The sequence below is a fragment of the Pseudomonas sp. BN417 genome (assembly GCF_029871205.1).
Lineage (GTDB): Bacteria > Pseudomonadota > Gammaproteobacteria > Pseudomonadales > Pseudomonadaceae > Metapseudomonas.
In genome coordinates, this window is sequence record NZ_SSOJ01000037.1 from 1 (window position 1) to 14343 (window position 14343).

15 protein-coding genes are annotated in these 14343 nt (G+C 63.3%); 3 read left to right on the forward strand and 12 right to left on the reverse strand.

Features of this window, described 5'->3' with window-relative positions; all coding sequences use genetic code 11:
• Positions 1–288: 288 nt before the first annotated feature.
• The 4 genes from E8F11_RS03180 to E8F11_RS03195 all read right to left on the reverse strand — a co-directional run bounded on the left by E8F11_RS03180 (position 289) and on the right by E8F11_RS03195 (position 3874).
• Entirely contained in the window at positions 289–1722 is a 1434-nt protein-coding gene (locus E8F11_RS03180; RefSeq protein ID WP_280287354.1) for a PLP-dependent aminotransferase family protein, read from the reverse strand.
• 153 nt (positions 1723–1875) lie between these two features.
• Positions 1876–2688 (reverse strand): OmpA family protein, encoded by an 813-nt coding sequence (locus E8F11_RS03185; protein WP_280287355.1) that lies wholly within the window; start codon positions 2686–2688, stop codon positions 1876–1878.
• Positions 2685–3041 (reverse strand): DUF4398 domain-containing protein, encoded by a 357-nt coding sequence (locus E8F11_RS03190; RefSeq protein ID WP_280287356.1) that lies wholly within the window; start codon positions 3039–3041, stop codon positions 2685–2687. Before E8F11_RS03190 ends, E8F11_RS03185 begins: the two co-directional genes overlap by 4 nt.
• A gap of 14 nt (positions 3042–3055) precedes the next feature.
• The gene (locus E8F11_RS03195) at positions 3056–3874 is read right to left on the reverse strand and encodes a transporter substrate-binding domain-containing protein (RefSeq protein WP_280287357.1); all 819 of its coding nucleotides are present in this window, start codon (positions 3872–3874) and stop codon (positions 3056–3058) included.
• Between the two features lie 116 nt (positions 3875–3990).
• Between E8F11_RS03195 and E8F11_RS03200 the strand changes: the two genes are divergently transcribed.
• Positions 3991–4920 (forward strand): alpha/beta hydrolase, encoded by a 930-nt coding sequence (locus tag E8F11_RS03200; RefSeq protein ID WP_280287358.1) that lies wholly within the window; start codon positions 3991–3993, stop codon positions 4918–4920.
• A 62-nt stretch (positions 4921–4982) separates the two neighbouring features.
• Here E8F11_RS03200 and E8F11_RS03205 read toward each other — a convergent pair whose 3' ends face one another.
• Together E8F11_RS03205 and E8F11_RS03210 are read right to left on the reverse strand one after the other, a co-directional pair.
• Positions 4983–5912 (reverse strand): FAD-binding protein, encoded by a 930-nt coding sequence (locus E8F11_RS03205; protein WP_280287359.1) that lies wholly within the window; start codon positions 5910–5912, stop codon positions 4983–4985.
• Positions 5912–6661: an electron transfer flavoprotein subunit beta/FixA family protein gene (locus E8F11_RS03210; protein WP_215378610.1), complete on the reverse strand. Its 750-nt coding sequence runs from the start codon at positions 6659–6661 to the stop codon at positions 5912–5914. The genes E8F11_RS03205 and E8F11_RS03210 overlap by 1 nt, the downstream gene beginning before the upstream one ends.
• Before the next feature lie 318 nt (positions 6662–6979).
• Between E8F11_RS03210 and E8F11_RS03215 the strand changes: the two genes are divergently transcribed.
• On the forward strand, positions 6980–8635 hold the full coding sequence (locus E8F11_RS03215) for an electron transfer flavoprotein-ubiquinone oxidoreductase (RefSeq protein WP_280287360.1): 1656 nt from the start codon (positions 6980–6982) through the stop codon (positions 8633–8635).
• A 53-nt stretch (positions 8636–8688) separates the two neighbouring features.
• On the opposite strand, the gene E8F11_RS03220 is transcribed toward E8F11_RS03215, so the two are convergent.
• The 4 genes from E8F11_RS03220 to E8F11_RS03235 all read right to left on the reverse strand — a co-directional run bounded on the left by E8F11_RS03220 (position 8689) and on the right by E8F11_RS03235 (position 11635).
• Positions 8689–9258: a DUF1285 domain-containing protein gene (locus tag E8F11_RS03220; protein ID WP_280287361.1), complete on the reverse strand. Its 570-nt coding sequence runs from the start codon at positions 9256–9258 to the stop codon at positions 8689–8691.
• Between the two features lie 10 nt (positions 9259–9268).
• Positions 9269–9871 (reverse strand): DUF4823 domain-containing protein, encoded by a 603-nt coding sequence (locus E8F11_RS03225; RefSeq protein ID WP_280287362.1) that lies wholly within the window; start codon positions 9869–9871, stop codon positions 9269–9271.
• Positions 9872–9937: 66 nt separating this feature from the next.
• A complete protein-coding gene (locus E8F11_RS03230) occupies positions 9938–10906 on the reverse strand; it encodes a radical SAM protein (RefSeq protein WP_280287363.1) in 969 nt (322 codons plus the stop codon).
• Between the two features lie 90 nt (positions 10907–10996).
• Positions 10997–11635: a TetR/AcrR family transcriptional regulator gene (locus E8F11_RS03235; protein WP_280287364.1), complete on the reverse strand. Its 639-nt coding sequence runs from the start codon at positions 11633–11635 to the stop codon at positions 10997–10999.
• A 74-nt stretch (positions 11636–11709) separates the two neighbouring features.
• Here E8F11_RS03235 and E8F11_RS03240 point away from each other — a divergent pair, with 74 nt between their 5' ends.
• Positions 11710–12843: an aminotransferase class V-fold PLP-dependent enzyme gene (locus tag E8F11_RS03240; RefSeq protein WP_280287365.1), complete on the forward strand. Its 1134-nt coding sequence runs from the start codon at positions 11710–11712 to the stop codon at positions 12841–12843.
• Between the two features lie 253 nt (positions 12844–13096).
• On the opposite strand, the gene E8F11_RS03245 is transcribed toward E8F11_RS03240, so the two are convergent.
• Both E8F11_RS03245 and E8F11_RS03250 read right to left on the reverse strand, forming a co-directional pair.
• Positions 13097–13879 carry a TatD family hydrolase gene (locus tag E8F11_RS03245; protein ID WP_280287366.1) on the reverse strand — a complete coding sequence of 261 codons (783 nt, stop codon included), beginning with the start codon at positions 13877–13879 and terminating at the stop codon, positions 13097–13099.
• Positions 13880–13966: 87 nt separating this feature from the next.
• Positions 13967–14323, reverse strand: a complete 357-nt coding sequence (locus tag E8F11_RS03250) for a PilZ domain-containing protein (RefSeq protein WP_280287367.1) — start codon at positions 14321–14323, stop codon at positions 13967–13969.
• Positions 14324–14343: the final 20 nt, after the last annotated feature.

A 14343-nucleotide genomic window follows, 5' to 3' on the forward strand; every position in this document is an offset into this window, starting at 1 on the left:
CGCGGCATCCATGCCGCTCATCCCCCTGCACAACGATTCCGCTCGGCCTTCTGACGGGGCAGATTCGCTGCCCCACCTCTTCTGCACAGGTTCAGGCAATGACCAGGCATCAGGATTGCCGCGCCTTGTCAGGCGCGAGTCACCCCTCTACCCCTGGGAGAGGGGCCGGGGCGGGCCGCGTTCGGATGAGGGATGTATCAGGCCGGTTCGGAGGCCTGAAAGGCCCGTGCTAGACGCTTCTATTCGGTTCTGCAACAGCTAACGCAGACATAGCCAATGAATTCGCCCCTACAGGCCAGCCTCCTGGCAGAGCTGCTTGGCCAGCATGCCGAGGGTCATGATGGCGCGCTCGGCCTCGCGGTTCCACGGGATGCCGCAGTTCAGCCGCACGCAGTGGTTGAACTGCTCCGTGTTACTGAAGATCAGCCCCGGGGCGATGCTGATGCCCTGCTGCAGGGCGCGTACATGCAGGTCCTTGGTGTTGACCTTGGCCGGCAGGCTGATCCAGAGGATGAAGCCGCCGTTCGGGCGGGTCATCTGGGTGCCTTCTGGAAAGTACTGCTGCACGCCCAGCTGGAAGGCGGTGAGGTTCTTCCGGTACTCCTGGCGGATATAGCGCAGGTGCCGGTCGTAGCCGCCGTTCTCCAGGTAGGCGGCCACGCCCATCTGGGTGACGCTGCACGCCGAATGGGTGCTGAAGGTCTGCAGGCGCTGGATCTCCGCCTGGTACTTGCCGGCGATCATCCAGCCGATGCGCACACCCGGCGAGAGGGTCTTGGAGAAGCTGGAGCAGTAGATCACCCGGTCGTCCAGGTCGTAGGCCTTGATCGCCTTGGACGGCCCCTGGTCGAACATCAGCTCGCCGTAGATATCGTCTTCGATGATCTGGATGTCGAAATCCGAGGACAGGCGCAGCAACTGTTTCTGGCGCTCCTCTGGAATGGTCCCGCCCAAGGGGTTGCTCAACCGCGCGGTCAGCACCAGCGCCTTGATCGGCCACTGGTTGGCGGCCAGCTGCAAGGCTTCCAGGCTGATGCCCGTGGTCGGGTCGCTGGGAATCTCGATCACTTTCAGGCCAAGCAGGTCGGCCAGCTGCAGCAGGCCGTAGTAGGTGGGCGACTCGGTGGCGATCAGGTCACCCGGACGGGTCAGTACCCGTAGGCTCATCTGCAGGGCATCCACACAGCCGTGGGTGATCACCACTTCGCTCGGATCCACCACCACGCCGGCATCGCGCATGCGGATCGCCACCTGGCGCCGCAGCGGCTCGAAGCCGGGGCTGAACATGTAGCTGAACGCACGCGGGCTGTGGAAGCGGGTGACCTTGGCCAGTTGCTGGTGCAGGGTCCGCACCGGCAGATAGTCGACATGGGGCACCGCCGCGCCCAGGGGGAACACGCCTTCGCGGCGCGACTCGGCCAGGACCTGCTGGATGATGCTGGCGCGGGTGACCAGACCAGGCCGCTCGACCCGGGCGATGTCGGGGGTGGGCGCGGTCAGGGCCGGAGTCTGGTGCACATAGAAGCCGGATTGCGGACGGGCGCGGATCAGGCCCTGGTCCTCGAGGCTGGCATAGGCCTGCAGCACGGTGGCGTGGCTGACACTGAGTTGGGAGCTGAGCTTGCGCACCGAAGGCACGCGTTCACCCGGCTGATAGACGCCACGGCGAATATCATCGGCCAGCTGCTGGGCGATGCGTTGGTAGAGCAACAGATTGGTCATGACGGCGGCACCTGTATCACTGAACCGAAACACTATCGGAAGACTGCAAAACTGCACCGGTACAGATCAGGAGATTGTGGGCGATACAGCGCTATTGTCCAGAAACGAAAAAGCCCCGGCGCCGAAGGGCAACCGGGGCTTGCATGTCGCACGTCAGCGCGCCGGACCGAGCACACCCTTGTCGTTGGAGAAGACGATCTCTACCCGGCGATTCTGCGCCCGGCCACGGTTGGAGGCGTTCTCCGCCACCGGATGGGCCTCGCCGTAGCCCTGGACCTGGATCCGCTTGGCGTCGATGCCGAGGTCAACCAGGGCATCGGCCACCGCCTGCGCGCGCTCGGTGGACAGGTTCAGGTTGTCCTGTTTCTTGCCGCTGCTGTCGGTGTAGCCCTCGATGCGCACGATGCGCCGCGGGTTCAGCTGAAGGAACTGAACCAGCTTGAGCACGGTGCGGTTGGCCGAGGCCTTGAGGTCCGCGCGGCCGGTATCAAAGAGTACGTCGCCCAGGGTCATCACCAGGCCACGGTCGGTTTCGGTCGCGGCCAGGGCGATCATCTGCTCTTCCAGCCACTTGCCCTGCTGCTGGACGCTGAGCAGCTTGGCTTCGCGCAACGCCAGCTGCAGGCGCTCACGCTCCAATTGCAGCTTGGCCACGCGAGCCTGGTTTTGGCTCTGCTCGCTGTGCTGGGTGGCGATCTCGCTGTAGCGCTGGCTGAGGTAGGCGTAGTGGACGACGTCGGCGTCGTTGCCCAGGTAGCTGGACAGCCGCTCGGCGCGGGCCAGGGATTCGCCGGCACGTATCACGTCCTTGGGCGCGCTGCTGAGGACGTTCTGGTCCTCCTTGACCTTCTGGAACATCTGCCGGGCCTGCTCCAGACTCTGTTCGGTCGCCTGCTGGTTGGCGCAGCCGCCGAGCAATCCGAGACTGAGCAGCAGGCCGAGACTCAATGGGTGTTTCGACTTCACTGAACGTCCCCCAACTGCTTGCGCAGGCGATTGATCCGCGCGGTCAGCTCGGCCAGCTGGTCCTGGCTCTTCTGGGTCAACACCTTGGCTTCGGCCAGTCGCGCATCCAGTTCGGCTTCTTCGGCCAGTACGCGAGCACGCTTGTAGTCCTGCTCGCCCATGTTCTTCTCGGCCAGGGCGAGCTTTTCCTGTGCGAGCTTCATTTCCTCGATCTGCTCGGTAGCGCCTACGGCCGTGGCCTGCTCAACCGCCTTCTGGGTCAGGCTCATCTGCTCTATCGGCGCGGGGTCGTTGGCGCAACCGGCCAAGGCCAACACGGCCAGGCCGGCAGCAAACAGGGGTGTTTTGCTCACTAGAAGTTTCCTAATCATTCGGGGGTGCTGACAGGCTGCATCTGCAGCGCCTTCCAGCGTTCCAGGTTGCGCTGCAGCAGGGTTTCCGGCACCCCGGCGGCGACCAATTCTGTCATTTTTTTTGCGAGCTGTCCGCGCAGCCACGGGTCGTTGCACGCCGAGTTGTGGGACAGGGTCAGGTACAGACCTTCGCTGGATATCGGTGGTTCCAGGGCCACCAGGTCATCGGCCATGCCCAGGGTGTCTGCCAGGACCAGGCCCGGGTAGCGTTCGTAGAGTACGTACTCGGTGCGCTCCAGCAGGAGCTTCTGATAGGCCTGGGTCAGGCTGGGGACTTCCTCGAGCTTGAGGCTCTCCTTCGCGAAGCGGTCGAAGGCCTCGCCGAAACTGTTCTTCACCAGGGTGCCGCCAAGATGGCTGCGCAGGTCGTCCCAGCCGCTGTAGGGGAAGGGCTTGTCGCGCTTGACCCAGACCACGCTCTGGGTCTCGAGGAAGGCCGGGTGGACGTAGTCCATGGTCTCCAGACGCGGCAAAGTGAGGAAGGCGCCGGCGATCAGGTCGACCCGGCCGGTGCGCACCTCATCCTGGGCGCGGGACCAGGGACCGGTGTAGATGACTTCCACCTTCAGGCCCAATTCCTTGGCGATCTGCTTGAGCAGGTCGGCGTTGGCGCCTATCAAATGCTTGGGATTCTCCGGGTCGCGCCAGAGATAGGGGGGATATTCGGGGTTGCCGGTGGCCACCAACCGCTCGCACTTCCCGGCGGCCTGCCCCAGCCCGGGCAGCAGGCACAGCACGAGGAGAAGAGAGGAAAGGCGGAATCGGCTTGGCATCTGAGGTTTCCCGAACTGGACATTCGATTGGCCGCGCAAGCGGGCGGCATCGCCTGGAGCGAGCTTCATGCTAGCGTACAGGCGACTACAAGAACTATTCGCGATAAGGATGGGCCATGAAGAAATTATTCATCGCAGTCGTCATTCTCCTGACGACTGCGGCGGCAACACTCTACTTCTCCCCCGCGGCGCTGATGGCAAGCGTGCTGCTGGTGGAACGCCAGCTCGCCGGCCTGTCTGAACGCCAGGTCACGCTGGGCGATCTTAGCATCCATTACTACGAGGGCGGCCCGGCCAGGGGCGAAACCATCCTGATGATCCACGGTTTCAGCGCCAACAAGGACAACTGGCTGCGCTTCGCCCGGCACTTCACCCAGCGCTACCACGTCGTAGCCCTTGACCTGCCCGGCTTCGGCGACAGCGACAGGCCCGCCGGCAGCTACGACGTCGGCACCCAGGCCGAGCGCCTGGAGTCCTTCATCAAGACCCTGGAGCTGGGCAAGGTGCACCTGGTGGGCAACTCCATGGGCGGCCATATTGCCGGACTCTTCGCCGCCCGCTACCCGAACCAGGTGCGCAGCCTGGCGTTGTTCGACAGCGGTGGCGTGAAGGCGCCGAAGCCTAGCGAACTGTTCCGCCTGATCGAAAGCGGCCAGCCCAACCCGCTGGTGGTGAGGAGTGCCGAAGACTTCGAGCGCATGTTGGCTTTCGTCTTCGTTGAGCCGCCACCGCTGCCCGCTTCGGTGAAGGCCTACCTGGCCGAGCAGTCCGCGGCCAACGAGGCGCACTACGACGAGGTGTTCCGCCAGCTCCGGGAGCGTTACATCCCGCTGGAGCCGGAACTACCCAGGATCGAGGCCCCTACCCTGCTGCTCTGGGGCGACCGCGATCGGGTGCTGGATGTCTCCAGCATCGAGGTGATGAAACCGCTGCTGAAGAAGCCTAGCGTGGTGATCGTGCAGAACTGTGGCCATGCGCCCATGATCGAGCGCCCGGAAGAAACCGCCCAGCACTACCAGGCCTTCCTCGACGCCAGCGATAACTGAGGCGCAATAAAAAACCCGCTCCGAAGAGCGGGTTTTCTGTACGGCAGACCGGGGAAGCGCTGTTACAGCAGCTTTTCCAGCTCCGGGATGGCTTCGAACAGGTCAGCCACCAGGCCGTAGTCGGCGACCTGGAAGATCGGCGCCTCTTCGTCCTTGTTGATCGCAACGATCACCTTGGAGTCCTTCATGCCGGCCAGGTGCTGGATGGCACCGGAGATGCCCACGGCGATGTACAGCTGCGGCGCGACGATCTTGCCGGTCTGGCCGACCTGCATGTCGTTCGGCACGAAGCCGGCGTCGACCGCGGCACGGGAAGCGCCCACGGCAGCGCCCAGCTTGTCGGCCAGGGCGTAGAGGTGCTTGAAGTTGTCGCCGTTCTGCATGCCACGGCCGCCGGAAACGACGATCTTGGCAGCGGTCAGTTCCGGACGATCGGACTTGGCCAGCTCTTCGCCGACGAAGGCGGACTTGCCGGCGTCGGTGACGGTGCCCACGGCTTCGATGGCAGCGGAGCCGCCTTCAGCGGCAGCGGCATCGAAACCGGTGCCACGCACGGTGATCACTTTCACGGCAGCCGAGGACTGCACGGTGGCGATGGCGTTACCGGCGTAGATCGGACGCTTGAAGGTGTCGGCGCTTTCGACGGCGATGATCTCGGAGATCTGGTCGACGTCCAGCAGGGCGGCCACGCGCGGCAGGTAGTTCTTGCCGTTGGTGGTGGCTGGCGCCAGCACGTGGCTGTAGCCCTTGCCCAGCTCGGCGATCAGCGGCGCGACGTTTTCCGGCAGCTGATGGGCGTAGGCGGCGTTGTCGGCCACCAGCACCTTGGCGACACCGGCGATCTTGGCGGCGGCTTCGGCGACGGCGCCTACGCCCTGGCCTGCGACCAGCACGTGGACATCACCACCGATCTTCTGCGCAGCGGTAACGGTGTTGAGGGTGGCGGCTGCCAGTGCGGCGTTAGTGTGTTCAGCAACAACCAGGATAGCCATCAGATTACCTTCGCCTCGTTCTTCAGTTTGTCGACCAGTTCAGCCACGGACTTGACCTTGATACCGGCCTGGCGGGCGGCCGGTGCTTCGACTTTCAGGGTCTTCACGGTGGAGGCGGTGGACACGCCCAGGGCATCCGGGGTGACCACGTCCAGCGGCTTCTTCTTGGCTTTCATGATGTTCGGCAGCGACGCGTAGCGCGGCTCGTTCAGGCGCAGGTCGGTGGTGACGATCGCCGGCAGGTTCAGCGCAACGGTCTGCAGACCACCGTCGATCTCACGGGTGACGTTGACCTTGTCGCCAGCAACTTCGACCTTGGAGGCGAAGGTGCCCTGGGCATAGCCAGTGAGGGCGCCGAGCATCTGGCCGGTCTGGTTGTTGTCGCTGTCGATGGCCTGCTTGCCGAGGATGACCAGCTGCGGCTGCTCCTTCTCGACCACGGCTTTCAGCAGCTTGGCCACCGCCAGGGAGTTCAGTTCGTCAGCGCTCTCCACCAGGATCGCACGGTCGGCGCCCAGGGCCAGGGCCGTACGCAGCTGCTCTTGAGCGGTGTTCGGGCCGATGGTGACGACGACGATTTCACTCGCTACGCCTTTTTCTTTCAGACGGACGGCTTCTTCTACGGCGATTTCGCAGAAGGGGTTCATCGACATCTTCACGTTGGCGAGGTCGACGCCGGAGTTGTCCGCCTTGACGCGGACCTTGACGTTGTAGTCGACCACTCGTTTGACAGCTACAAGAACCTTCATGGATTCCTCGTTACTCTCCGGTTAATAAGAATGTCGCCAAGATGAACCTGGCTAGTGATGCAGGTCGGCCGGAACCGACATCAGCCCAGACAGCGAGCGCAAAACCGCCCGTATCTTGACCGGATCGCCTATTCGGGTCAATACAGCAAAATGCCCTGTCATAAGCCGCAGAGCCTTATCCTATCAGGGCTTCACAAAATTCAAACAAACGTTTGTATTGGACCAGCCGAAGGTGCTGGATATAATGCGCCAGCTCAGGTCAGGGATCGAGCCTAGCCCTCCAACACAAAATATCGAAGAGCCTTGAGGAGATTGACTGTGGAACGCGAATACATGGAATTCGACGTCGTCATCGTCGGTGCCGGCCCCGCTGGCCTGTCCGCCGCGTGCCGACTGAAGCAGAAGGCCGCGGAAGCTGGTCAAGAGATCAGCGTATGCGTGGTCGAGAAGGGTTCCGAAGTCGGCGCCCACATCCTCTCTGGCGCCGTATTCGAACCGCGAGCCCTGAACGAACTCTTCCCTGACTGGAAAGACCTGGGCGCCCCGCTGAACACCCCGGTGACCCGCGACGACATCTATATGCTCAAGGATGCCGACTCCGCGATCAAGGTTCCCGGCCTCTTTGTGCCCAAGACCATGCACAACGAGGGCAACTATATCATCTCCCTGGGCAATCTTTGCCGCTGGCTGGCCCAACAGGCCGAAGGCCTGGGCGTCGAGATCTACCCGGGCTTCGCCGCCCAGGAAGCGCTGATCGACGAGAACGGCGTGGTGCGCGGGATCATCACCGGCGATCTCGGCGTCGACCGTGAAGGCAACCCGAAAGAGGGTTACTACACCCCCGGCATGGAGCTGCGCGCCAAGTACACCTTGTTCGCCGAAGGTTGCCGTGGCCATATCGGCAAGCAGCTGATCAAGAAGTACAACCTGGACTCCGACGCCGACGCCCAGCACTACGGCATCGGTATCAAGGAAATCTGGGACATCGATCCGGCCAAGCACCAGCCCGGCCTGGTGGTCCACACCGCCGGCTGGCCGCTGAACGACGAGAACCCGGGCGGTTCCTTCCTCTATCACCTGGAAAACAACCAGGTGGTGGTCGGCCTGATCATCGATCTGTCCTACAGCAACCCCTTCCTGTCGCCCTTCGACGAGTTCCAGCGCTACAAGCACCACCCGGTGGTCAAGCAGTACCTGGAAGGCGGCAAGCGTGTGGCCTATGGCGCCCGCGCCATCTGCAAGGGCGGCCTGAACTCGCTGCCGAAGATGGTCTTCCCCGGCGGCGCGCTGATCGGTTGCGACCTCGGCACCCTGAACTTCGCCAAGATCAAGGGCAGCCACACCGCGATGAAGTCCGGCATGCTGGCCGCCGACGCCGTGGCCGCCGCCCTGGGCGCCGGCAAGGAGGGTGGTGACGAGCTGACCGGCTACGTCGACAGCTTCAAGTCCAGCTGGCTCTACGACGAGCTGTTCCGCAGCCGCAACTTCGGCGCGGCAATCCACAAGTTCGGCACACTGGTGGGCGGGGCAATCAACTACATCGACCAGAACTGGTTCGGTGGCAAGATCCCGTTCACCCTGCACGACAACAAGCCGGATTACGCCTGCCTGAAGCCCGCAGCCCAGTCCCAGCGCATCGAGTATCCGAAGCCGGACGGCAAGCTCAGCTTCGACAAACTCAGCTCGGTATTCCTCTCCAACACCAACCATGAAGAGGAACAACCCTGCCACTTGAAGCTGGCCGACGCGAGCATCCCGATCGCCAAGAACCTGCCGATGTACGACGAACCGGCGCAGCGTTACTGCCCGGCCGGCGTATATGAGGTGGTGACCCAGGAAGACGGTGCCAAGCGCTTCCAGATCAACGCGCAGAACTGCGTGCACTGCAAGACCTGCGACATCAAGGACCCGGCCCAGAATATCAACTGGGTAGCCCCGGAAGGCACCGGCGGCCCGAACTACCCCAACATGTAAGCAGGCACGAAAAAGGCTCCCTCGGGAGCCTTTTTTCATTGCCGCCTTCGGGACTACTCCGGCATCGGGCCTATGGGGAAGAACTCCCCGCCGCTGCAGACGCCCAGCCAGGTGACGCCATCGATTTCCCGCGGCTCGGCCAGCTCCACCAGCTGATAGAAGACGTTGCGGTGGATCAGCGCCTCCAGGTTGGTGCGCACCAGGATATAGGGCGAAGGCTCCTGGGTCCGCGGGTCCAGTTCGACGCGAATGGGGTGCGCCGCACCGGCGACCACCTCATCCTCGACATTGGTGATGAAGCGCAGTTGTTGCGCCTCCCCTGCCCCCTCGACCCGCAGCTCCACGGCGACGAACGGCGCGTCATCCACCTGGATGCCCACTTTCTCCACCGGAGTCACCAGGAAGTAGTCCTCGCCGTCCTTGCGGATCACGCTGGAGAACAGCTTCACCATAGGTTTGCGCCCGATCGGCGTGCCCAGGTAGAACCAGGTGCCATCGCGGGCGATGCGCATGTCGAGGTCGCCGCAGAACGGCGGATTCCACAGGTGTACCGGGGCGCCACCCGGTTTGTCGCCCTTGGGTATCTGCGCCAGCAGGTCGCCGGCTTTGCCGGGATCGCTCATTTCAATCTCCTCAACGACTCAAGCCAAGCAGGCTGCGAGCGTACTCTTCCAGCGGAGGGCCGATCAGGTCCTCGGGCTTGGCATCGTAAAACGTCAGAAATCCGCCGCGATTGCGGATACGGGCAGTATCCACCAGATAGCGGGTATTGGTCTCGATCAGCATCAACTGGATCACACCACGGTCGCGGCCGAGTCGATCCATGGCCTCCTGGTCCTCCCACTCTTCTACCGTGCCGATGCGGTCGTCGGCGCTGGCGAAACGGGCGTAGAGCAGGTAGTGCGCACCCTTGGCGCGGGCCTGGCCCATGGACTCCTCTAGGCCGGCCGGCCCCTTGGCCCGGCGCACCATGGGGAAGTACTCGACGAAACCGTTGAAGGCCTCCTCGGCCACTACATTGGGCCGCGGATAGGCCGAGCCCGGCGGCACGAAATAGCCCTGGGCAATGTAAATGAAGGAATCCGGCTGCAGGCGCCAGGAGCTGGCGCGGCGGGTTTCGCTGTGGTCGAGGAATCCGGCATCGCTCAGTTGTTCGCGACTGCCGTCGGCCATGTCGCTGACCTTCATGCAGCCACCCAGGCCGAGAATCGCCAGCAACAGAATCATGCTACGCATCGTTTGTCCTCCAGGCGCCGGCGACGAAAATCCGGCGGATAGGGGACCAATGCAGCTTCCGCGCCATCAACCGCCAATGATCTTCATCACGGTGACACCGCCGGAGAACGCGACTTCCTGTTTGTCTGCCAACGCCTTGACCAGCAACCGTTGCAACGCGGGTAACGCCTCGTGCCGGGGTTTCTCCAGCAGGTCGCCGATATAGTGCCGGTTGCTCGAAGAGAGACATCCATGCAGCCAGCCGGTTGAAGACAGCCGCAGGCGCGAGCAGGTGCGACAGAAGGGCACGCTCTCGTTGGCGATCACGCCGAAGTACCCCTGCCCCGGGACGCTGTAACGCAAGGCCGTGGCATCCAGCGGTGCATCTGCCTGGACGAACTCGTGCGCAGTGCCGATCAGCGCCAGCAACTCTTCCAGCCCCACGAACTGCTGGTGGAAGGTATTGGGATCGCGGGCGAGATGCCCCATGCGCATCAGCTCGATGAAACGCAGCTCGAAGCCCTGCTCCAGGCAATAGTCCAGCAACGGCAGCACCTGATCGAGGTTCTTGCCGCGCAGCGGGACCATGTTCACCTTGATCTTCAGTCCGGCCGCCTTCGCCTCCTCCAGTCCCTGGAGCACGGTGGCCAGGTCGCCGCCGCGGGCGATGCTGCGGAACTCGCCGGCATCCAGGGTATCGAGGGAAATGTTCAGGCGGCGAATGCCACACTCCAGCAACAGCGGCAGCTTGCGAGAAAGCAACTGGCCGTTGCTGGTCAGGCTGATGTCTTCGAGCCCGAGCCTGCTGACCGCGTGGAGGAAAGGATCGAGCTTGGGACTCACCAGCGGCTCGCCGCCGGTGATGCGCAGGCGCTCGATGCCTGCCGCCTCGATCAGGTAGGCGACACCGCGCACCATGGCGTCGGCCGAGAGTTCATCCTGTGCCGCTACCAGGCGCTTGCCGTCAGGCACACAGTAGGTGCAGGCATAGTTGCAGGCGGCGGTCAGGCTGATGCGCAGATTGCGGAAGCGCCTGCCTTGGCGGTCGACGATCATGGGACGCTCCGGCATGTGATATGCCGGAGTATATCCCCCCGGCTGGGGCCATCACATGCCCGGAACCGCGATATAGGCGTACTGAATACGTCAGCCTGCCGGCGACTCGCTCTCGCGCTTGCGCTTGTTGCCCATGCGCACGCCGATGTCCATGAGGAACTGGAAGAAGCCTTCCTGGTCCTCCAGCACGCTGCTCCAGAACGGCGAGTGGTAGAGCGCCACGGCGCCGTGTACCAGGGCCCAGGCGGCGCAGTAGTGGAAGTACGGCGGCACGTCCTCCAGCTTGCCTTCGGCGATGCGGCCCTTGATCAGTTGGGTCAAACGCTCGAAGTTGGAGGCGCGGATCTTGTGCAGCTGCTCGACCATCTCCGGCACCTGGCTGTTCTTCACCACCTTCTCTTCCAGGCGGTCGAACAAGCGGTAGCGCTGCGGGTCGCGCATGCGGAACTCGAAATAGGCCCGCGACAACGCCTCCTTGTCCCGATCCACATCGGCGGAATGGAACAGCGCATTGAGGTCGCGCTCGTAGTCGAGCATCAGGCGCAGATAGATCTCCGCCTTCGACTTGAAGTGCTTGTAAATGGTGCCTTTGCCGATACCCACTGCGTCGGCGATCATCTCGACGGTAACGCTGTCTTCGCCCTCTTCCAGGAAGAGTTTGAGGGCGGTGTCGAGAATTTCCTGCTCGCGGCGGCGGAACTCACGGACTTTACGGGGTTCTTTCTGCATAAAGGGACTGTGGGGTCGAAAATCAAGCCGCGTATTATGCCTATCTGGCGTCAAAATGCACGGAACATCCAACTATGAGCTTATTGCAAGATGAGTTTGCCCAGGCCGACGGGCTCCGCTATCTCAACCATGCGGCGGTGGCACCCTGGCCGAAACGCGCGACTCGTGCGGTCCAGAGCTTCGCCGAAGAGAACCTGCACCTGGGTGCCAGGGACTATCCGGACTGGTTGATAGTAGAACGTCGGCTGCGCGAACGCCTGGCCAGACTGCTGAACTCACCGACCACAGCAGACATCGCGCTGGTCAAGAATACATCGGAAGCCCTGTCATTCGTTGCCTTTGGTCTGGATTGGGCAACAGGTGATCAGGTGGTCATCAGCGACCAGGAATTCCCTTCCAACCGGGTCGTTTGGGAAGCGCTGAAGCGCTTCGGCGTCGAAGTGCTGCAGGTCTCGCTGGATGTACCCGACCCGGAAGGCGCCCTGCTCGCGAGTTGCGGCCCGCGCACCCGCCTGATGTCCATCAGCGCTGTGCAGTACGCCAGCGGCCTGCGCCTCGACCTGCTGCGACTCGGCCATGGCTGCCGCCAGAGTGGCGTGCTGTTCTGCGTCGACGCCATCCAGCAACTCGGCGCCCTGCCCTTCGATGCCCAGGCCATCGACTGCGCCTTCGCCATGGCCGACGGACACAAGTGGATGCTCGGCCCGGAAGGCCTGGGCGTCTTCTATTGCCGCAGCGACCTGCGCGAGCAGTTGAAGCTCCACGAGTATGGCTGGCACATGCTGGAACACCCCGGCGACTACGAGCGCGCAGACTGGGAGCCCGCGCGCACCGCACGCCGCTTCGAGTGCGGCAGCCCCAACATGCTCGGCGCCATGGCGCTGGAGGCGAGCCTTTCGCTGCTGGAGGAAGTGGGCATGGCACAGGTAGCCCTCGCCCTTGAAGAGCGTGTGCAATGGCTGCAGGACGGGCTGGCGAGGATCCCTGGTGTACAGCTGCGGAGCCCGCGGAATCCCGAGCGTCGCGCCGGCATTCTCAATTTCCGTCTCGACGGCTGGGAAAACCAGGCGCTATTCGAACACTTGCGTGCCAAGCAGGTGGTCTGCGCCCAGCGTGGTGGTGGCATCCGCTTCTCGCCGCACTTCTACACCCAACCTCGGGTTATCGAGGAGACCCTTTCGCTGCTACGCCAGATGGCAGACGCATGAGGACTCAGCCCGTGCCGGCGTATTCCAAATAGGTTTAAGAAACGCCGCCGAGCTGTCTGGACGCACGGGGATATTGGCTAAACTTCTTCTTACTGGCGCGCGGCATCTCCCCCCAAGTGCCCAGCCAGTCGAGGAACCGTGGATCGCGTTCCTTTGTTTTACTCCTAATGGTCTTGACCCGGATTCATCCCCCAGAACCCGGGTTTTTTTTGTGCGCGGCTTTTGTTGCCGTCCGGAATACGGCAGGTCCGGCTCAGTTCCGGCGCGCCAACGGGAACAGGCGCAGGTAGTTTTCCGTGGTCTGCCGGGCGAACACCTCGTACTCCACCCCACGCAGTTCAGCGAGGAATTCCGCCACCTCACGCACGTACTGCGGAAGGTTCGGCTTGCCACGATAGGGAATGGGCGCGAGATAAGGCGAATCGGTCTCCACCAGCAGGCGGTCGGCCGGCACCTGCCGGGCCACTTCGCGCAGGGCGTCGGCATTGCGGAAGGTAACGATGCCGGAGAGCGAAATGTAGAAGCCGAGGTCCAGCGCGGCGCGGGCCATCTCCCAGTCCTCGGTGAAACAATGCAGCACGCCGGCCTGGGGCAACGCCGCCTCGCGCAGGAGGGCAAGCGTATCGGCGCGGGCCTCGCGGGTATGGACAATCACCGGCTTGCCGGTGACCCTGGCCGCTTCCAGGTGCAGGCGGAAGGCCTGCTGCTGGAGTTCGGCCGCCTCGGGCTCGTAGTGATAGTCCAGGCCGGTTTCGCCGATTGCCACCACACGCGGGTGCTCGAGCTCGCCCAGCAACCATTCCAGCGCCAGGGATTCACCCGGCTGCAGGTCCAGCGGATGGACACCGACGGAGCAGTGCACATCCTCGTAGCGCTCGGCCAGCGCCTTCACCGCGGCGGCATTGTCGGCGCTCACGCCGATGCAGAGGAACTGGCCGACGCCGCGGGCCCGTGCGGCATCCAGCGCGGCGTCGAGGGATCCACCATGGGCAGCCAGGTCGAGGCGGTCCAGGTGGCAATGGGAGTCGATAAGCATGAAAGCCTCAAGCGGCACGCTGCGAGCCACAAGAGAAAAGCGACAGGGCTCCTGCGGCTTGCAGCTTGCGGCTCGGAAACAGTGCCGTTACATCGTATGGGTGGGACGGTCCGACTTGAGAGCGCCAGCGAGGTAGGTCTCGATCTTGTTGCGCGCACCACTGTCGCCATCGTTGAACTGGACGCCGATGCCCGCAGCACGGTTGCCCTGGGCGCCCTTGGGAGTGATCCAGACCACCTTGCCGGCGACCGGGATCTTCTCCTGCTCGTCCATCAGGTTGAGCAGCATGAAGACTTCGTCGCCGAGCTTGTAGCTCTTGTTGGTCGGAATGAACAGGCCACCGTTCTTGATGAACGGCATATAGGCGGCATACAGGACCGACTTGTCCTTGATGGTCAAGGACAGTATCCCGTTACGCGGGCCCAGATTCGGTGGCAAGCTCATGCGACTTTCCTGGCTGACTG

Excerpts from the sequence above, each read along its gene's own strand:
- E8F11_RS03180 (WP_280287354.1), bottom strand. The coding sequence starts at position 1,722 with ATGACCAATCTGTTGCTCTACCAACGCATCGCCCAGCAGCTGGCCGAT.
- E8F11_RS03195 (WP_280287357.1), bottom strand. The coding sequence starts at position 3,874 with ATGCCAAGCCGATTCCGCCTTTCCTCTCTTCTCCTCGTGCTGTGCCTG.
- E8F11_RS03200 (WP_280287358.1), top strand. The coding sequence starts at position 3,991 with ATGAAGAAATTATTCATCGCAGTCGTCATTCTCCTGACGACTGCGGCG.
- E8F11_RS03205 (WP_280287359.1), bottom strand. The coding sequence starts at position 5,912 with ATGGCTATCCTGGTTGTTGCTGAACACACTAACGCCGCACTGGCAGCC.
- E8F11_RS03210 (WP_215378610.1), bottom strand. The coding sequence starts at position 6,661 with ATGAAGGTTCTTGTAGCTGTCAAACGAGTGGTCGACTACAACGTCAAG.
- E8F11_RS03220 (WP_280287361.1), bottom strand. The coding sequence starts at position 9,258 with ATGAGCGATCCCGGCAAAGCCGGCGACCTGCTGGCGCAGATACCCAAG.
- E8F11_RS03225 (WP_280287362.1), bottom strand. The coding sequence starts at position 9,871 with ATGCGTAGCATGATTCTGTTGCTGGCGATTCTCGGCCTGGGTGGCTGC.
- E8F11_RS03230 (WP_280287363.1), bottom strand. The coding sequence starts at position 10,906 with ATGATCGTCGACCGCCAAGGCAGGCGCTTCCGCAATCTGCGCATCAGC.
- E8F11_RS03235 (WP_280287364.1), bottom strand. The coding sequence starts at position 11,635 with ATGCAGAAAGAACCCCGTAAAGTCCGTGAGTTCCGCCGCCGCGAGCAG.
- E8F11_RS03240 (WP_280287365.1), top strand. The coding sequence starts at position 11,710 with ATGAGCTTATTGCAAGATGAGTTTGCCCAGGCCGACGGGCTCCGCTAT.
- E8F11_RS03245 (WP_280287366.1), bottom strand. The coding sequence starts at position 13,879 with ATGCTTATCGACTCCCATTGCCACCTGGACCGCCTCGACCTGGCTGCC.
- E8F11_RS03250 (WP_280287367.1), bottom strand. The coding sequence starts at position 14,323 with ATGAGCTTGCCACCGAATCTGGGCCCGCGTAACGGGATACTGTCCTTG.